This window comes from uncultured Pseudoalteromonas sp., assembly GCF_963922945.1.
In the GTDB taxonomy this organism is placed as follows: Bacteria; Pseudomonadota; Gammaproteobacteria; order Enterobacterales; family Alteromonadaceae; genus Pseudoalteromonas.
In genome coordinates, this window is the sequence record NZ_CAWUKC010000078.1 from 1 (window position 1) to 17,913 (window position 17,913).

17 protein-coding genes are annotated in these 17,913 nt (G+C 37.3%); 7 read left to right on the forward strand and 10 right to left on the reverse strand.

Annotated elements, in window-relative coordinates; all coding sequences use genetic code 11:
• Positions 1-319: 319 nt before the first annotated feature.
• Together AABI99_RS14425 and AABI99_RS14430 are read left to right on the forward strand one after the other, a co-directional pair.
• Positions 320-1,393, forward strand: coding sequence for an XRE family transcriptional regulator (locus tag AABI99_RS14425; RefSeq protein ID WP_338366590.1), 1,074 nt, complete (start codon positions 320-322; stop codon positions 1,391-1,393).
• Positions 1,374-1,856 carry a PIN domain-containing protein gene (locus AABI99_RS14430; RefSeq protein WP_008127170.1) on the forward strand — a complete coding sequence of 161 codons (483 nt, stop codon included), beginning with the start codon at positions 1,374-1,376 and terminating at the stop codon, positions 1,854-1,856. The genes AABI99_RS14425 and AABI99_RS14430 overlap by 20 nt, the downstream gene beginning before the upstream one ends.
• A 358-nt stretch (positions 1,857-2,214) precedes the next feature.
• On the opposite strand, the gene AABI99_RS14435 is transcribed toward AABI99_RS14430, so the two are convergent.
• The 6 genes from AABI99_RS14435 to AABI99_RS14460 all read right to left on the reverse strand — a co-directional run bounded on the left by AABI99_RS14435 (position 2,215) and on the right by AABI99_RS14460 (position 11,825).
• Positions 2,215-5,337 carry a DEAD/DEAH box helicase family protein gene (locus tag AABI99_RS14435; RefSeq protein WP_338366591.1) on the reverse strand — a complete coding sequence of 1,041 codons (3,123 nt, stop codon included), beginning with the start codon at positions 5,335-5,337 and terminating at the stop codon, positions 2,215-2,217.
• 14 nt (positions 5,338-5,351) lie between these two features.
• Complete coding sequence (locus AABI99_RS14440; protein ID WP_338366593.1) at positions 5,352-7,244, reverse strand: site-specific DNA-methyltransferase; 1,893 nt, start codon at positions 7,242-7,244, stop codon at positions 5,352-5,354.
• Between the two features lie 30 nt (positions 7,245-7,274).
• Positions 7,275-7,976 (reverse strand): DUF4391 domain-containing protein, encoded by a 702-nt coding sequence (locus tag AABI99_RS14445; RefSeq protein ID WP_338366594.1) that lies wholly within the window; start codon positions 7,974-7,976, stop codon positions 7,275-7,277.
• Positions 7,969-11,292 (reverse strand): helicase-related protein, encoded by a 3,324-nt coding sequence (locus AABI99_RS14450; RefSeq protein WP_338366595.1) that lies wholly within the window; start codon positions 11,290-11,292, stop codon positions 7,969-7,971. Before AABI99_RS14450 ends, AABI99_RS14445 begins: the two co-directional genes overlap by 8 nt.
• A complete protein-coding gene (locus AABI99_RS14455) occupies positions 11,293-11,469 on the reverse strand; it encodes a helix-turn-helix domain-containing protein (RefSeq protein ID WP_338366597.1) in 177 nt (58 codons plus the stop codon).
• Positions 11,470-11,645: 176 nt separating this feature from the next.
• Positions 11,646-11,825: an AlpA family transcriptional regulator gene (locus AABI99_RS14460; protein ID WP_008128348.1), complete on the reverse strand. Its 180-nt coding sequence runs from the start codon at positions 11,823-11,825 to the stop codon at positions 11,646-11,648.
• Positions 11,826-11,949: 124 nt separating this feature from the next.
• Between AABI99_RS14460 and radC the strand changes: the two genes are divergently transcribed.
• The 4 genes from radC to AABI99_RS14480 are packed head-to-tail and all read left to right on the forward strand — an operon-like array spanning position 11,950 to position 13,720.
• Positions 11,950-12,423, forward strand: coding sequence for a DNA repair protein RadC (gene radC, locus AABI99_RS14465; protein WP_008128347.1), 474 nt, complete (start codon positions 11,950-11,952; stop codon positions 12,421-12,423).
• A gap of 12 nt (positions 12,424-12,435) precedes the next feature.
• On the forward strand, positions 12,436-12,855 hold the full coding sequence (locus AABI99_RS14470; protein WP_338366600.1) for a DUF2787 domain-containing protein: 420 nt from the start codon (positions 12,436-12,438) through the stop codon (positions 12,853-12,855).
• Positions 12,856-12,866: 11 nt separating this feature from the next.
• On the forward strand, positions 12,867-13,427 hold the full coding sequence (locus AABI99_RS14475) for a tyrosine-type recombinase/integrase (protein WP_039488704.1): 561 nt from the start codon (positions 12,867-12,869) through the stop codon (positions 13,425-13,427).
• Between the two features lie 53 nt (positions 13,428-13,480).
• A complete protein-coding gene (locus tag AABI99_RS14480) occupies positions 13,481-13,720 on the forward strand; it encodes a hypothetical protein (RefSeq protein ID WP_338366601.1) in 240 nt (79 codons plus the stop codon).
• Between the two features lie 55 nt (positions 13,721-13,775).
• Here AABI99_RS14480 and AABI99_RS14485 read toward each other — a convergent pair whose 3' ends face one another.
• The 3 genes from AABI99_RS14485 to AABI99_RS14495 all read right to left on the reverse strand — a co-directional run bounded on the left by AABI99_RS14485 (position 13,776) and on the right by AABI99_RS14495 (position 15,121).
• Positions 13,776-14,084: a hypothetical protein gene (locus AABI99_RS14485; RefSeq protein WP_338366602.1), complete on the reverse strand. Its 309-nt coding sequence runs from the start codon at positions 14,082-14,084 to the stop codon at positions 13,776-13,778.
• Positions 14,077-14,256, reverse strand: a complete 180-nt coding sequence (locus AABI99_RS14490) for a hypothetical protein (protein WP_338366604.1) — start codon at positions 14,254-14,256, stop codon at positions 14,077-14,079. Before AABI99_RS14490 ends, AABI99_RS14485 begins: the two co-directional genes overlap by 8 nt.
• A gap of 208 nt (positions 14,257-14,464) precedes the next feature.
• On the reverse strand, positions 14,465-15,121 hold the full coding sequence (locus AABI99_RS14495) for an inovirus Gp2 family protein (protein WP_338366606.1): 657 nt from the start codon (positions 15,119-15,121) through the stop codon (positions 14,465-14,467).
• A gap of 373 nt (positions 15,122-15,494) precedes the next feature.
• On the opposite strand from AABI99_RS14495, the gene AABI99_RS14500 reads away from it, so the two are divergent.
• Positions 15,495-16,397 (forward strand): hypothetical protein, encoded by a 903-nt coding sequence (locus tag AABI99_RS14500; RefSeq protein WP_338366607.1) that lies wholly within the window; start codon positions 15,495-15,497, stop codon positions 16,395-16,397.
• Here the strand turns inward: AABI99_RS14500 and AABI99_RS14505 are convergent.
• Positions 16,394-17,590, reverse strand: coding sequence for a tyrosine-type recombinase/integrase (locus AABI99_RS14505; RefSeq protein WP_338366608.1), 1,197 nt, complete (start codon positions 17,588-17,590; stop codon positions 16,394-16,396). The genes AABI99_RS14500 and AABI99_RS14505 overlap by 4 nt on opposite strands.
• Positions 17,591-17,913: the final 323 nt, after the last annotated feature.

Sequence of the window (17,913 nt, forward strand, 5' to 3'; positions counted from 1 at the left end):
TCTTTAATCTCATTACGGGCTTTATTCATGTGCCCAGGGAACCACTGTATTCCTGCTCTACTCATTTGATATGTAAACCTTTTATTTCAACCCATAACACCATGGGGTACTGTGTGGGGTACTGGGTGAATAATTTCGATTTATCACCTCAACTAATGACTCCTAGTTTACTACATAATCCCTTTAAACTTCTCGTAAAAATAAAACCAGTAGTATATCTCAACTACATAAGTACAATTTATGTTTATGGACAAAAATACACCAATGGTTTATATTTGCGACAAATAGATTAATTTTATAAACCACGAGGTACATACACATGTTTGCTGAACGATTCACTCGTGCCCGAAAAGCCTCAGGCCTATCAATGCAAGCACTAGCTACCGCAGTTGGTGTATCCGCCAATGCTATAAAAAAATATGAGCATGGTACTGCTATGCCGTCTTCTTCTAATTTATTAAAGCTTGCAAGCGTACTTGAAGTGCGCACTGAATACTTTTTCCGTCCTATAAAAGTAAAGTTAGAAGGTGTGGAATATCGTAAGCGTGCAAGCACACCACAGAAAATTTTAGATCGTATAAATGGTGATGTTTTAGATCAGGCTGAGCGCTGGCAAGAACTTTTAAACTTTTATCCAGACTCGATTAAACCTATTACGCCATTTTCACTACCAAGTACATTACCCGATGTGATTAATTCATATGAGCAGCTAGAAGGTGTAGCCACCACTATGCGCAATGAATGGGGTTTAGGCTTAAATCCAATTCATGACATGATTGATACGCTGGAATCAAAAGGTGTAATGATAATTTGCACTGATGTAGAAACCAGTAAAAAGTTTGATGGTCTAGCGGGTAATATTAATGGGCTACCTGTTGTTGTTATCTCTACGGCACAAAGTGGTGATCGTCAACGGTTTACACTCGCTCATGAATTGGGGCACTTAGTATTGCACAGCCGACTGTCTGAAGAGCTAGATGAAGAAAAGGCATGTAATCACTTCGCAGGGGCTTTTTTATTACCAAGCACTAGCTTGATACAACACTTAGGTAAAAGCCGAACTCAACTAGAAGCGCAAGAGCTATATATGCTTAAGCATGAGTACGGCATAAGCATGCTTGCCTCTTTGTATCGCGCTTCACAGTCTGGCGTAATTTCACACCAAACCCAAAAGAATATGTTTATTTGGTTTGGTAAGCAGGGCTGGCGTACTCAGGAACCTGGCGCACCTTATCCGCATGAAGTTACTTACCTCTACAAGCAGCTAGTATATCGTGCGCTAAGTGAAGACTACATTGGTATATCTAAAGCAGCTGAGCTATTAGGGGTATCACTTTCAAGCTTTCACAAAGAACGAAAGTTAGAGGTGCTTAATGCAGCAGCTACTAATTAGTGATGCCAATATATTAATAGATATGGAAGAAGGTGAGCTACTAACCCAACTTTTTCAGCTACCTTATCAATTCGCCATACCTGACATTTTATTTGTTGAAGAACTTGAGGAAGAACACGCACATTTACCTGCTATGGGCTTAACTTTAGAAGAGCTATCACCTGATTCAATGATGCATGCAATGGAGTTAATTCCGCTGTATTTAAATGCTAGTCGTAACGATATATTTGCTTTGTGTTTAGCTAAGCAAAAAAACTGCCCTCTTGTAACTGGCGATATGGCTTTAAGAAAAGCAGCTGAAAAAGAAGGTATTGTTGTACAAGGTACTATTTCATTAATAACGCAGCTTGTTAGGCAACAAATAGTAACGAAAGAAACTGCATTAAAAGCCTACGAGAAAATGAAGCTATCAGGTCGAAGACTTCCTTGGAAAGTAGCTATAGAGCATTTAAACGCCCTATAGCAAGCACGACTAGAGCCAATGCTACAAGAACTGGGTTTCTCACAGTTCATCACGATAGTCCAACCCCCATATGGCTATTATTTTTAACAATGGCGTGCCTACTTACGCTAATGAATATGAGTTTAAGTCTGATGATAGTTGCTACTACCTAATTAAAGCGGAGTTAGATATTAGTTTTGAAAATTGCGGTATAAAGCCGATGCTGAAGCATCGGCTTATTAACTTTAAAGAGAAATAACATAAAATTATACAAACAAGAATTTACCCAAAACTAGACTGACAGTCACCGAATACAAAACGGCTAACTGTCAGATTAAGTTAAAGCTAGTGCAATAACTATTGCTAACACCACGCGACTTTAATTCTGCCCAGTTACTTTCAACAAATCATCATAACTAGCAACCATATTGAATTTAACTTTCTCAGCTTCATCATTAGACTTTACTTCTTGCTCTAATCGCTTAAAGAACTTTTTAGCACATTCAATTTTAGCTTCTTCAATCTTTTTGAGCTGCATAGTAGACATTGAGCCTTTTGTTTCAGCAATAAATAGCACATGTTTAACAGTGCCTTCTTTAAACGCTATTGCCCAATCAGGGTTATATCCTTCTGTACCGAGTGGCGTCGGGATAGTAAAACCTCTTGGTAGTTTGGCATAAACTTCAATATCGCTGCTGGTGTCCATATCTTCAATGAATTTACGTTCAACTTTCGAGTCTGTAGATGCAAAATCGTAGACGTGTTTTTTAAGATTATCGACGACTTTGCTAAAATCATTTATTACCTGATTTTGAGTAAAGATATCCGTATCGTAAGTTTCATCAATAAGATCGTAAGACAAATGCTGAATAGTCGCCGTTGCCTTTTCTTCATTAATTAAACGCGTCGCTTCGCTAATAAACTGTTCAGGGTTAACTTTAAATAAGTCAAACTTTTCAGGTGTAATTGCTTGTAGAATTTCACATATAGTTTTTCGGGTTAATTTAGTCGCTTCTGATATTTCACCTAAGAGGTCATAAGGAACAGAGGATTGCACCGTTGTATTGTGCAATTGTCGATCCGTTTCTCTAACTTCAAAACTACTACCTTGTTTTAATTCGCTTTCAGAAAGCTGCTCTTTTTGATCGCCCACTTCAATTGTAAATTGCAGAGGGGTTACATATAAATTTTGATTGATTGCAACTACTGCATTTTTAACTAATTCATTAGAGTCAAAGTTAACTTGGTATACTGCTTTACGGTTGATTTTACTCCAAAGTTTTTGGAACGACTTTTTATCAAAGTTAGCATTCAATACATTTGATTTAGGTTTACGGTCATCTGTAATTTCAGGCATCTGTGCTTGACTAAACACGCCATTAATTAATTCTATAACCTGATCTGTGAAGGGAACTAACAACTCAGGTAGTTTACCGAGTTCACCTTCTTTCAATTCTTTATGGTAAAGATCAGTTATTTCATCATTATCGTCGGTATAGTCATTTTTAATTAAGTAACGCTCAATAGCTTTAGCCATTTCATCAGTAATAGCTAAATCACCATCGTCTGTTTTAATAATTTTATTCGCAAAATATGATTTGTCTGCTTTTTTAGGTCGTGCCGATAGTGATTCTGCAATATCGCTTTGCAAGCCTTTTACAAAATCTCCAAAGCCTTCGTTGGCTACAACGGTAAGTACATTAGTTTCATGAACTGTGGCAGGGTGATCTTGCCTTTCACCCTGCTGGTTAACTGCAATGCGTAAACCACGGCCTACTTCCTGTCGGCGTGATACAACGTTATCGTAGTCGGCATGTTTAAGCATACATATCACAAAAACGTTGGGGTTATCCCATCCTTCGCGCAAAGCAGAGTGAGAAAATATAAATCGCTTAGGCTCATTAAAACTTAATAATTGCTCTTTATTTTTCAAGATAAGATCATAAGCCGCGGTTGCACCTTCATCATTGGCTAAGCCTCGCTCTTCACCACGTGTTTTAACTTTAGGATCAACGAGCTTTTTCTTTTTATCAATAGCAAAATAGCCTTCATGAGTGTTAGTGCCATCTAAGTTTAGCAAGTAATTTTTATATGGGTCCGCATCAGCTAAATCAGATAAAAACTCTTGTTTGAGAATTTCATATTCTTCCTCAAACACTCTTGCATATTCACCTTTTTCATCATCTTGACCGTAGTCTCGGTATTTAACAACGGAGTCAATAAAAAACAGTGATAATACTTTAATTCCTTTACTGAATAGCCGGCGCTCTTTATCTAAATGCGTTTTAATGGTGTCTCTTATCTGAATACGGCGCATAGCCTCTTCAGTTATATCATTTGACGCCACACCTACCTGAATGCTTTGACCATTTAAAAACTCTACGGTATCAGTAACTGCGTTTATTTCAGAAACGACAAAGCCATCATATTCAGCAAGGCCATTAGATAAATCGATAAGTCGATCGCCCTTATGCACTTTAATGATTTTGCGAACTATACTGCCAGACTTTAATTTTTGCTCTATCTCTAAACGCGCTACAGGTGCCTTTTTAGATATTTCTATTTGCTCAAGATAAAGGTAAGCATTAGTGCCTGCTAAACCATTGGTTTTAATACCACGAACTGATATACGCTTCACCAGCTTTTGATTATAAGCATCTAATGCATCAAGGCGATGAATCTTGTTATGAACTGTTTTATGAGTAGCAGAATAGCGCAGAATAAATAATGGATTAAAACGCGGTAAAGACTCCTGTGTGGCCTTACCTTCCATTTTTTGAGGCTCATCCAAGATCAATATCGGCCTGTTAGCACTAATAACATCAATGGGACGACGGCTTTGAAAATCATCTAGCTCTTCATATATTCTACGGTTATCAGCACCTGTGGCATTAAACGCTTGAATATTAATAATCATCACGTTTATACCAGAGTCAGACGAAAAACTTTCTATCTTGTGTAAATCTTTAGAGTTGTAGGTGAAAAACCTAATTTTTTTATTATAAATTTGATTAAAATGATCCGCCGTTACCTCTAATGATTTGTGCGCTCCTTCTCGTATAGCAATCGTTGGTACACTAATAATAAATTTTGACCAGCCATACTGCTTATTGAGCTCAAAAATAGTTTTAATATAACAATAGGTTTTACCCGTGCCGGTTTCCATTTCAATATCTAAATTAATATCGGCACCAGGCTTATACTTACCTTTTAATTTTTTTCCTTTATCATCTGTAAAGTACATTAAGCCGTCAGACAACGGTAAGTTCTGTGCTTTTTGTACGTCGTGAATATTTTCTAGCAACTGTTCTGACGACAGCTGGATAGCTGAGTTTTTAAAACCCTCTTCATCAAAATTAGCATTTTGAGTTTGCCCTCTCTTTACTAGGCCAGGGTCAATACGATACTGAATACTTTTTATGTTTGGCTGACCTTTAAAGCAATCTACAACCGATTGCACCGACTTTTGTTGGTAATCAAGGGGCTTAAAATTAAGTTTCATTAATTGTTGCTCCCTTAAATTGATTTAACATCGGTCATTGGTGATATTTGTTTAAATATCTGTTCAACATTAATTTTTACTGAGTCGTTAACAAAACCATCATCTCTGAATACCACACGTAAAGGCTGTTTTTCTGCAAGCGTTTTAATAAGTTCATTTGAGATATCCTTGCCAAAACAAGCGATTAAATCTGCATTTTCTCCTTCATCGTCTGCATTAACAAAGAATACATCTTTAGCCTCAATTTTTTGCTGTGTAATAGGTAAAGTTAGCCCAACGCCCCAGTCTAATAACACTTGAAATAATAGATCTTCGTCAGTGCGACCTTCTTTGATGTTTTCAATTTGCGCAAACATATCTTCTTGATTAATAACGCCTGGATTATAAAACACGTCGCTCATATTTGAAGTATCAATTTTTAATACTCTAAAGCCATTATCTCCAATCGACGTGATCTCGGCTTCGTTATTCGAAAGCTCACTGCCAACTCTTCTTAATCTTTCTTTTGAAACCTCGGGAATTGTATTGAAACCAGCTTTATAAGGATCAGAGCCTTCTTTACACACCTCATGAAGTTGGACTAATATAAATTTTCTTGTACCGCCATCTTCTTTGTTCAATGAAAGTACTGAGTGTCCCGTTGCTGCTGATCCTGCAAAAAAATCCAATACAATATCATCTTCTTTAGTTGCAATTCTTAATAATCGCTGAATTAGGCTCGTTGGTTTTGGGGTTTCAAATACTACTTTTCCATCGAAAATTTTAGCTAATTCTTTTGATGCAGAACTATTTGAACCAACATCGTTTAACAGAGTTGAAGCGACAGTCCCTGCTCGCGTCTGGGATAAAAACCTCTTATCCATAGGGCGGCCATCTCCATTTTTACCCCAATAAACGCTACCCTCTTCAATTTTTTTATTCATAACATCTGTTGGAACTGCCCACATTCTTCCTTCGGGGGGTAAATGTTCTTGGCCTGTATTTGGGTTTACTACCGTATAGAGTAAGCTTGGTGTCGCCCTACCTCCCTTTGCGGCAGCTGTGATATTATCAGGTTTCCATCTACCTCTAGGATCGTTATCTGGGTTTTTATAATCTTTATCTTTTAATGGATCTCTAGGCAATAAATATAACTCTGTTTTTGTATAGTCTTTTGTATACATCAGTACATATTCATGTACTGAGCCTACAACTACATTATTGGGAGCTGTTTTTTTCACCCAAACAAATGATTCCATAAAGTTTGCTTCACCAAAAATTTCATCACATATTTGCTTAAGGTTTGAATATTCTTCATCATCAATTGAAATAAAAATAACCCCATTATCTTTTAGCAACCTATGGGCAAGTTTTATTCTTGAGTACATCATTGTTAACCAATCAGAGTGAAACCTACCATTAGAATCTTGATTGGTTACTAATTTATTTTTCCCTTCATCTACTTGATTACTTTTATATAGGTAAGAGTCAGAGCTCTCGGCAAAATCATCTTTATAAATAAAATCCTTACCAGTATTATACGGAGGATCAATATAAATCATTTTCACTTTACCAAGGTAAGTTTCCTGTAAAAGCTTGAGGGCCTCTAAATTATCCCCCTCAATAAACAAATTTTCGGTTTTATCAAAGTTGACACTTTCTTCGCGGCAAGGTCGCAAAGTTTTCGCTATTGGCGCATTGGCCGTTAACAATGCTTCACGTTTACCTGGCCAATTAAGCTGATAGCGCTCCTGTGGGCCTTCGACTATCGAATCGGATAACTCTTGTTTTAGCTGGTTAAAATCTACAGTCAATTTTAAGTTACCGATATCATCAGTCGCTTCCGTAATGCAATTAGGAAATAAATCCCTGATTTTTTCTATGTTGCCCTGTGATAAGTCAGGTGAATGCATTTTTAACTTGTCCATGGTTATTCCTTGTAAACTCTTTAATTCTTGCTAAACAGAAGGTGTGAGTTGCTTTAACTCTTGTTTAATTTTTTTTAACTCAGCATTAATTTTTACTTTGTTTTTAAATTGCTTCTCGTTACTGAGTTTCTTAGTTATTTGCTGTTGCTGCTTGTTAAGCATCTTAATGGCGTCTATCCGCTTTATGAGCTCTGGAAAAGTCTCATGCTCTTTTAACGGATAAGGTAACAATGATGCTAATAATTGCTCGTAGAGCGCTTTAATGTTTAGCGTTAACGGTAAATTTTGACGATTATCAGTACTCGTTGACTCTGAGTTACTATTTTCTATACGTTTTTGCCAACTTGAACTGTAATATTCTGATAATGTAACACTACCACTCGCTCCTACCATCTTGAAGCAAGCAGTTGCTCTCATATGTTGGCTATGAGTAGTTACTTCAAAAATAATGGGGTGCTGTATTGCTTTGTCTATGGTTAGTAACACTTCTTCACTTAGCTCTTCGCCTTTGAGCACAACTTTAAAAATCTGAATTTCTTTTATTTGTTCATGGGCCTCAATGTTAAGGGTTTGAGGCGAGAGTTTATTTGCCCAGGTAATTTTCTCAACTTGAGTTACAAATAGCTCTCGAATAGCTGAGTTGACTTTACCTTGGTCATAAAGCTTGTTTTTTGGTAGTACTCTATTAACTTCGGTACTTTTAGGGTACTTGTAAAAAATGGTGTTAAACATTGAACGACCCTTTTTTAATAGAGTTTACTTCTACATGCTCTTGTATCACTAAGAAATTGATCAACTCAAAATCCTCAAGCCCTTGGACCGTGTTGATAAGCGCAGTTGTTTCGCCACCAATAAATAAACTGTCGATGTCTTGCTCTTCTTTCACCTCAATAATTGAACGTATAGTGTCTGATAGCAGTTGTGAATATTTATCCATTTCTTTGCCGTCGTTAGTGAGTTCATTAAATAGGTTACACACTTCGGTTATAGGCTCATTAACTCCTTTGCAGGATGTACGAACTAAATCTAATAATCTTTTTACTTCCGCATGATTGGCTATCACTTCGCCAGTATCGCTGATATAAACGAGGTAATAAGGGTGTAAGCGGTTTTTTTGATCTATATTGACACTATTATTTATGTTTCTAAGTGTGAATATAACACCTGGCTTTAAACCTAAGTTTTGGTTGCTCGGTACAACTGCATGCATGCCATTAGGCACACCTCTTGGCTCACCTTGCTCTTTTACATAATTAAGTAAGTCCATTCTAAATTCATTTAAGCCAAGATCTGTGATTGATATGCCCGTTTTAACATCTTCGAGTTCAATGACTTCCTCTTGCAAGCGTTTAAGCTGATCTTTACGGTAGCTCACATCGTTAGCTTTGGCGCTGAGTACATTGTCGTCACCCGTTGCGGTAACATCAACAATGGTCATACGGCTTTCTACGCGCTCTTTTAAGTTAATATATTCGTCTAACGATATATCTGGCCAATAGTTTGCAAGTTGGATTGAGTCGTTTGGTGAGCCAATACGGTCCACACGGCCAAATCGCTGAATAATACGTACAGGATTCCAATGTATATCGTAATTAATAAGGTAATCACAATCTTGTAGATTTTGGCCCTCTGAAATGCAGTCTGTAGCAATTAATAGAGCTATTTCTGCTGGCTCATTGGGCAGCACTAAATGCTTTTCTTTTGAGCGTGGTGAGAAAAGGGTAAGACACTCTTGAATGTCATAACCTTTTTTACGTGGCCTAATTGTACTTTTAGGATTACCTTGGCCTGTTATCCTTGCTGTATGAAGCTGCTTAGTTTGAAACAGATCATTAGCTAAATTATTATATAAATACTCGGCGGTGTCGGCAAAGGCTGTAAAGATAATAATCTTTTTATTATTTGGGTTTATTGGGTTTTCTATTTTATCTAACACGTGCTGTTTTAGATGCTGAAGCTTAGCGTCGTACTCTGGAGTAATAGCTTTCATTTCATTTAATAAGGCACCTATAATTTCTATATCGCCATTTAAGTCTTGTTGCCAAGATGGGAGGTCCATATCCATTAGTTTTATTTTGATCTTGTTGCCAATTTCCATTTCTTGAAATGACAACATTTCATCATCTTCAGCATCAATTGCCGCCATGGCACCTGCAAAGTCATCAATTTCAGTGACACCATCGTTATCATAAAAGGCTTGAATAGCTGCTAAGGTATTGGCGTGATTGTCATATAAACTTTGTAATGTGAGCCTAAATGCTTCAACTGAACTTTCTAAACGCTTAAGTAAATTGGTCGTCATTAATGCAACTAGGCTTTTCTCTCTATCTACTTGACGTAACTTACCTTTACCCCCATCTACTTCTGTATCGTATTGCTCTTCATACTTTTTTAGCCTACTAGGCAGGATGTAACTAACCGGTGCATAAACAGATAACTTAAGTAATTTAAGCTGAGTGAATATTTCGTTCAATGAAATGACGTCAGCTTTATGAGTCAACGGGCAATGAAACGATAATGGTTTCCTTCTGGTGGGAAACTTACCAATATCAGTAGTATCGTAAAATGTTTGTATATGCTTACGAGAGCGAGCAATGGTTACAGCATCTAATAATTCAAAAAAATCAAATTCAAGACTACTTAATATAGCAGATGGAGTTCTTTCTTCTGGCTCTAGCTTTGCCCATTCATTAAATGCTCGTTGAGCATTTTTAAAAATAGTATCAATCGATTTGGTTGTTCTTAGCTTATCTGTTAACTCTTTTTGATTACCTTCATAAGCTAGCGCTAACTGGTTTTTTAAATCCGTAAATTTATTATTAACAGGCGTAGCCGATAACATTAATACTTTAGTTTTTTTACCATCTCGCACGACTTTTCGCATCAGCTTTTGATAACGTGTTTCGCGGTCTTTTACAGGGTTATCATTTCTAAAGTTATGCGATTCATCAATAACAACTAAGTCATAGTTACCCCAATTAACTCTATTTAGAGGTGTTCCAAAAGACTCCCCGCTAGTTCTATCAATATCGGTATGGCACAAAACATCATAGTGAAATCTGTCTTTTGCAAAGATGTTAGTATTTAAATTTCGATTATAATTAAGCCAGTTATCTGCTAATTTTTTTGGGCATAATACTAAGACGTCTTTGTTCCTTAACTCGTAATATTTAATAACAGCTAAGGCTGTAAAAGTTTTACCTAAACCGACCGAGTCAGCTAAGATACAACCGTTATATTGCTCTAGTTTATTGATAAGCCCAGTTGAAGCATCTTTTTGATAGTTAAATAGTTTATTCCAAACAAGCGTATCTAAATGGCCTACACGCTCGTTAGGTAAGTTATCCTCGTTCAAGTCATCTAAAAACTCATGAAAAAGATTATATAGCATCAAGAAATAAACTCGTTCTGGGGCATTTTCTTGATAAATTGATTCGATATGCTCAGTAATTGAATCTGTTACTTCTTTTACTTTACCTGTGTCTTGCCAAATTTGCTCAAAAAGCTGAACGTATTGATTCGACATTATATTGTCATCAATTTTATGAACAAAATTAGATACCGCATTTCCTTTTTGATAACCAAGATCAACAGCAGTAAAGCCATTTATAGGCATGTAGGCCGAGGGCTTACTTCCATCAACGACACTAAACTGCTGCATTGGTGCAGCAGTTATGTTTGATTTGAACGTGGCTTTTTTTCGTATCCAATTTGCACATTCTTTAGCTATGGCTTTTTGGTTTAATTTATTTCGCAGTTGGATCTCAAATTCGGTCCCATAGAGGCTCGACTCGGTCTGATTACTCTTATCTTGAGGAATAAAAAATTCACGACGCTCTTTTCGAACTTTATCGGTAACAGAGCTAGGAACAAAAGCTGGTGACGTGAATATAAATTCTAGTTCATCAATATTCGCTAACTCATCTTTTAAAGCTTCATAGGCATAGATAGAGAAGCAAGACGCAGCGATTCTTAGTTTATCGCCTGGTTGAATTGTTTCTTTTAGATCGTCACCAAATAAACTATTAACATTATCTATTATCTTCATTCACTTTCCTTGTTTTTTTTGCTCTATCCATTGCTCTATATCTTCACGTTTAAAACGCCATGAACCACCGACTTTAAAGCCTGGCAGTTTACCTTCACCCGCTAAGCGATAAGCTGTTTTCTCATTGAGCTTTAGGTATTCTGCAAGCTCTTGGATTGTTAGTATTTCGTCACCCATTGATTTTTCTCTAATTGTGAACAAAATCAGCATATGAGAAAATTGCGGAATGGTCAATTTAATGCTAAAAACGCTTTTATTATAGCTTTTGGCTATTGCGGCATAGAAGCTCGGGTATTAAACCCGAGCTTTGAGTTATTTTTTGTATAGAAGTTAAAAAGCAGTTGTGAGTTTAGTTACCCCCTTTCCCCTAATCTATCCATTATCCAATCATCAACTTCAGACTCTAACCAAGCTACCGACTTAGCACCAAGCGATACTTGCTTTGGAAATGTGCCTTCAGAAATAAACTTATAAATACTTGAATGGCCAAGTGATGTTTTTTGAATAACTTCTTTTAATTTGATTAAACGCATGGAGTTTCTCCGGTTGGTTATTAGTACATAACCTTTCCGGGGTCAGTATTTTTTTATGCTCTTCAAACAAAAACTTACACATATACATCACTAACTTGCATGAACCACTTAAGAGGAATTTACAATGCAAGGTCAACAGTCGTTATATGAATTTAAACACCCCGTAAATGATGAGCAAATACTTGAAGCAGCTGCATACATAATCGCTCAAAAGCAGTTTAGAGATGGCGTTTTAAATAGCCCTAATGATTGCGAAGAGTACTTAAAACATAAACTCGCGATACATGAACATGAAGTATTTGCCGTACTGTTTTTAGATAGTCAGAACCGTATACTGGAGTTTAAAGAGCTATTTAGAGGCACTATTAACGCTGCCAGCGTTTACCCTAGGGAAGTTGTTAAAGAGGTGCTGGAGCTTAATGCTGCATCCGTTATATTGGCGCATAACCACCCTTCGGGCGTTACTACGCCCTCTCAAGCAGACAAGCTTATTACTACCAAATTACAGCAGGCACTTAATCTAATTGATGTATCTGTGCTTGATCACATCATTATTGGCGAAAGCACGTATTCATTTGCTGAGCATGGCTTAATTTAAAAGGAGTTAGATATGGCGTTACAAATAGAGCAAGTACCAGGCTTAAAAGTGCCTGACTCTTTTATTGATGTGATTGTAAGTGCAGTTATTGAGAGAGGTGATTCTGTAGGTGGGACAAAGGCGGTTACTCTAAACTTTAGAGATCCAGATTACAGTCCTGAAGCTGGTGGCTTTCACCCTGTAGAGGTTAGGTTAGAAAAGCAGGCCACCAGCTGGCAGCTTGTTTATATTACTGACTTTTCGTATCAGGGCCGTCATACCCCTGAACTGATAAAAGAAATTGATGTGTGCTTTAGTATTAAGCAGGTTTATCACTTTTTAGCAGGTTGGTTGAATACTAGGGAAGGTGAAGAGCTGTTAGCTTTGTTTATTTCGAACTTTGTTGATTACTACAACACAGGTTGTTATCAGGTTACGGTTACAACTGAATAAAGGGAGGTTTTATGGCTGAAGTACAAGCAGTTAAAAATCTTGATACAGTAAGGCTCGTTAGCTATTTACTAGAAAAGCGTTGCTCAAGACAAATGAGCCAAATATGGAACATTGGCTTAAATCTCGCGCTTAGAATATCTGACTTACTTGCAGTGAAGTTCACTGACATAAATAACGATAGGTTAATTATTTACGAGTCAAAGACCTCGAAATTAGCTGAAATAAAGCTAAATGATAAGGCACTTACCTTAATCAACGAAATTAAGCTTACTCATCCACACCACATCTACTTATTTCAATCATACCGAAATCAACAAGCAATTAACTCAAAGCCTAAACCGCTATCTCGTAGAGCGGTTACAAAAGCATTTGCGCTAGTTGGTGAAGAACTAAACATTCATTTAGGTACTCACTCAATGCGTAAAACACGCGGTTATCACTTGTATCAGAAAACCCACGACATCGCCCGAGTAATGAAAATGCTTCGCCATAGCTCCGAAGCAACAACACTTCGTTATATAGGCATAACACAGGAGGAAATAGACAAAGACTTTGAAGAACTAGAGCTATAACCTTTAGTAGCGTCATTCTGGCGCTGGTTTTACTTAATTAAAAGGAAGGCATTATGTCTTTAGATAAAGCTGTTTCGTGCGGCTTAGTTGGTAATGAGCTATCTAAACAGATAACTGGCAGTAATGATTCTAGCGTAAGCAGAACAGCCGTGGCTATAGGCTCCGGTGCAGCCGCTGGAGCGCTTACATCCGGTGCAATAGTAATTGGTGCAGGTGTCGCGTCTGCGCCTGTTACAATCCCTATGGCGGTAGCTGGTGGAGTAGTTGCTGGCATTGCTAGTTTGTTTGATTAAAGTAAATAGGGCGCACTTTAAAGTGCGCCCTATTTATTGTCAAAGAATGGAATAACTAGATAGAAATAATTTTCGATTTTAATACCGCTCTTAAAACTTCTTTTCCTCTATCAACAAATTGCTCTTCTGTTTCAGAAGCTCTTGGTGTCCCCAAAATAATACTGACCTCTTTAAGTACCTCTGGGCTATTAGCAATAGACACCAATTCCTCAGAAAGTAGTTTTGCCTTGTTGCCAGAAAGTGCTCTACTAGTAGTTAGTTTAGCTTCTACAGTCTTTGATGTTTTTTTTATTGGAACTAAATGATTTTCTCGAGCAGAAAGCATAAATGTTTTTAAATCTGTTAACGAAATTAATTTAGCCATTACTCTTCTCCGCATCTGTACTTTCAGCCTGTTTAGACGCACGGTAAAATTGCTTAAACATTTCAGCAGCAGCATCTACAACCCTATCAAAGATCTCTTCTTTATTTTCATCAGGCACTTTTCCCCACAACCCTTTAAGGTGCTCGAAAACTCCCTTTATCCAACTAAGCATACACACCCCTATTAAATTACAATCTTAAAAATAAACAAAAACATCTCAGCCATATAAATATATTTTTCGACTAAAGGCAAGTTCTCATAATGGTATTTTGGGAACTTGCCATCCCTTATATACTAAGGGTTTAAGCTTATTTAGCTAGTTGAAGGTCTCAAAAGGACGTTAGAACAAATATTGAGAAGTACAGGTCTTAATTAAAATATTACCTCTGACTATAACCAAAACAACGCTGCCCTGAACCATATTGTTTCGTATTAAGCTTTGCGAGGTAACTCAGTCGATAATATAGAGCATGATAGTCTTCAACAAATTTCGGCTTGTTGCCATCAAGATAGTAGTGTGCATTATTTGGTAAATGTACTAATTGCATCGTTTCATCCAACGGTAAGCTCAACGCACTCGCCCAAGCCTTAACTATTCGAGTAAATAGATTATCACTCTCAAAACTAATCTTTCCAGTACAGTGATACCTATCCTTATTGAAAAACAGCACACAATGATAATGCTGGTGGTGGGCAGTGTTCTGCTCCCTAGACCAAATATGCCTAATATTGCATGAATGTGGAGTTTTACCCACACGAGCTTTACGTTTTGTATCAGCTTTAATCTGCGCATCAAGGGAGGCAACAAACCGAGTACACACTTTGTTGCCATCTAAATTAATCGTATTTGAATAAGCAGGTAGTCTTAAATCAATTCTCACTGCAAACGTTCTTTTATGCTCAGCGCATGCAGCATTTATTACCTTTTCAATTGCATCTAAGTAGGGAATAACTAAGGGCTGATTGTCTCTGGCGAGTATTTGATATTGCTTGTAGGTAGGGTTGGTAGTTACTGGGTATTGTGCTGGATTATTCATTAACTTTCTCCTGTTATGTATTGGTTCATATCAGGTGCATGAGTTGTAGTTTTTTAATTTGTATTTGTTGTGATAATGACCTCGTTACTAGTAACTCTAATTAATATTACCAAACCGAAATTAACACTAAGAAAACCAGCTTAGTTTGTGATGACTAATTTCATTAACGCATTACTGAGGAGTTGCTTTGCATATTTAAAATCACTCTGAAGTTAAAAATGCATTACAAGCCTTATAAACCATAGCATACAATACATATCAACCACATGAAAACCACTATAAATCAACTTAAAAACCACTATAAAGCTATTATAAAACCGACAAGTAAACTACACTAAGCATCACTGCAAATATTACTTAGTAATGGATTATTATGATCAAATTCAGGGGTGTGAGCCAAATAGAGGGAAAAGACGACCGTTTCATTGATTCCTGTTTTCGGGTACTTCAACTCAATACAAACTTTGAAAGTCCAGTCGAAGGTGCAAGAGTTATTAACGAATTTATTGCATCACAAGAGATCGAGCAAAAAGAAAAAGACCAAATGGCTTTATCCTTAATTGATGAAGCCAAGCAGTCTCTATTACCTTTAGATGAATTTAGTTGGTTTAAAGATGATGAGCGTGCATGTTACTTTGTCTGGGCTTCTATCTATTTATATAGCTATGCCGCATACCCAAATCACCCATTAACCCTCCAGACACAAGAAAATCAGCCCCAGTACGTTCATTTTTATTCTGAACACAACTTAAAAAACAATCCGTCAAGCTCAATGGAAAGGTTTGGTGAAGTCGTAAAATACTTCGACCGAGTCCGTCAACCTAGAGAATGGAAATTAGATTTAATAGCGCACCTAAAAGGTATTTGGGGTCATATATTTAGTAGCCGTAAACCTTTTTCTTGGTTAGAGAAAGATAATGAAGAACAGTGTCGTTGGGCTTGGGATTACATTAAAAAAATTGGTTGGGATAGTTCCAAGCCTATGGCTTACCGATTTTCACCTACAAGTACTGCGGAAATATATTTAGCTATATATGCTGCCTATGATACTTGGATAATAGATAATGGTGCTAAAAGACTTCTTAAAAGCGACTTTAGTAAAGCGTGGCAACAAAAGAAGCTTCGTGATGGACGTCAAGGTAAAAAGGCATGCAGCTTAGTGTTGCACGAAGACGTTAAGCTAAAATTAGACGAATTAGCCAAAACTAGAAAAGTAACACTTAGTCAGCTAGTTGAGCAATTAATTGAGAAAGAACATGGACTAAAAGACAGCTAGAAAAAATAGTTGTCTTTAGGTGCTTGCTCAATAAACTCACTCCACCACAACATTATTGGCCTGCGTTGCTCTAAATAGTCAGAACGGTTATATGCCGCTCTTGTTTCATTTTCATCTGCGTGGGCTAGGCAGGCTTCTATCAAAAGGCTATCGTAACCTTTCTCATGAAGGGCTGTAGATGCAACAGAGCGCAAACCATGGGCTACCAGCTTATTTTTATAACCTAAGCTGCGTTTGATGGCTGCATTCACCGTGTAGGTGCTTGCATGGCTTTTTTCATTACGCTCACTTGGAAATACATAGTCATGATGGCCACTTAACGGCCTCATTTTATCAAGTATTGCTAAAGTAGCGGGTGTTAAAGGCACTCTGTGGGCCCTTCTACGCTTCATTTCTTCGGCTGGGATCACCCATACAGCCTCTTCCACATTAATGTCGGTCCACTTGGTGCCAGCGGCTTCCTTTGAGCGAGTCATAGTGTGCAGTTGCCACAAAATTAAAAGCTTAGTTTTGTTCTGAATGGTTTGTGAGCCATTCAGAGCGTTTAAAAAATCAGGTAGTTCTTCAGGCCTAATAGTAGCCATGTGCTCTACTGTATTTTTGGTAAATACTTTTATAATTTTTGCTAGTGGATTGGCATTGATAAATCCATGATTTACCGAGTAATCCATGATCTGGTTTAAGCTTTGGCAAATACGTTTGATTGTGGAGTGTTTACCGTCAGTCTCAAGTGGCCTTAGAATTTCAATAGTATCAATCGCTGTAATGCTTTCTAAAGGTGTGTCTTTCAACTTGGGAAAAATATACATTTCAAGTGTTCGCCACTCCCTAGCTGCGTGATGAGGCGTCACAGTAGGCTGTTTGCGTTCAAACCAAAGCTCTGCGGCAGCATAAAATGTATTAGCTAGCTTCCTACTTGCTTCAAGCTTTTTCGCACTTTCGTATTCTTTAGGGTCAGTGCCTTTAGCTAAAAGCTGCATATAGTTTACTGCCACACTTCTGGCTTCAGCTAGAGTAACAGCAGGATAAGCACCTAAAGAAATTTTGGTAACTTTTTTATTAACTGTATATTTAAACCGCCAAGATTTAGTCCCATTCGCCCTAACGCGCAACACTAAGCAATTACCATCTGAAAAGGTTTGTTCTTTGCCTGTGGCTATAATTGATTTTATCTTGCGATCAGTTAAACGCATATTTCGAATAACCCATATATTCAGTTAATCACATGAGTATATAGTATTTTTAAAGCTGGGGGTACTGAGTGGGGTACTGAATGGTTCGGATTTAGTAATCATCATGCGGAATGTGGCGGAATGAAATAACGACAAACCACTGATTTTATTTATACAAAATTCTTTCTGCGTATGCTGATGGAAGTTAATGCAAGCGCCCAGGGAACCACTGGATAGCCATTTTTAACTCCTAACATATAATTTGCCGTTATTTTAACTGGCAATTCACTTAATTGCGCTATACTGGCGCAAATTTTTTTAGATTAGATATTATGGCTCTTAAA

Coding starts and splice junctions, on each gene's coding strand:
- AABI99_RS14450 (WP_338366595.1), bottom strand. CDS start 11,292: ATGAAGATAATAGATAATGTTAATAGTTTATTTGGTGACGATCTAAAA.
- AABI99_RS14490 (WP_338366604.1), bottom strand. CDS start 14,256: ATGCTTAGTTGGATAAAGGGAGTTTTCGAGCACCTTAAAGGGTTGTGG.
- AABI99_RS14495 (WP_338366606.1), bottom strand. CDS start 15,121: ATGAATAATCCAGCACAATACCCAGTAACTACCAACCCTACCTACAAG.
- AABI99_RS14455 (WP_338366597.1), bottom strand. CDS start 11,469: ATGGGTGACGAAATACTAACAATCCAAGAGCTTGCAGAATACCTAAAG.
- AABI99_RS14505 (WP_338366608.1), bottom strand. CDS start 17,590: ATGCGTTTAACTGATCGCAAGATAAAATCAATTATAGCCACAGGCAAA.
- AABI99_RS14430 (WP_008127170.1), top strand. CDS start 1,374: ATGCAGCAGCTACTAATTAGTGATGCCAATATATTAATAGATATGGAA.
- AABI99_RS14440 (WP_338366593.1), bottom strand. CDS start 7,244: ATGGACAAGTTAAAAATGCATTCACCTGACTTATCACAGGGCAACATA.
- AABI99_RS14460 (WP_008128348.1), bottom strand. CDS start 11,825: ATGCGTTTAATCAAATTAAAAGAAGTTATTCAAAAAACATCACTTGGC.
- AABI99_RS14480 (WP_338366601.1), top strand. CDS start 13,481: ATGTCTTTAGATAAAGCTGTTTCGTGCGGCTTAGTTGGTAATGAGCTA.
- AABI99_RS14425 (WP_338366590.1), top strand. CDS start 320: ATGTTTGCTGAACGATTCACTCGTGCCCGAAAAGCCTCAGGCCTATCA.
- AABI99_RS14445 (WP_338366594.1), bottom strand. CDS start 7,976: ATGTTTAACACCATTTTTTACAAGTACCCTAAAAGTACCGAAGTTAAT.
- AABI99_RS14470 (WP_338366600.1), top strand. CDS start 12,436: ATGGCGTTACAAATAGAGCAAGTACCAGGCTTAAAAGTGCCTGACTCT.
- radC (WP_008128347.1), top strand. CDS start 11,950: ATGCAAGGTCAACAGTCGTTATATGAATTTAAACACCCCGTAAATGAT.
- AABI99_RS14500 (WP_338366607.1), top strand. CDS start 15,495: ATGATCAAATTCAGGGGTGTGAGCCAAATAGAGGGAAAAGACGACCGT.
- AABI99_RS14475 (WP_039488704.1), top strand. CDS start 12,867: ATGGCTGAAGTACAAGCAGTTAAAAATCTTGATACAGTAAGGCTCGTT.
- AABI99_RS14435 (WP_338366591.1), bottom strand. CDS start 5,337: ATGAAACTTAATTTTAAGCCCCTTGATTACCAACAAAAGTCGGTGCAA.
- AABI99_RS14485 (WP_338366602.1), bottom strand. CDS start 14,084: ATGGCTAAATTAATTTCGTTAACAGATTTAAAAACATTTATGCTTTCT.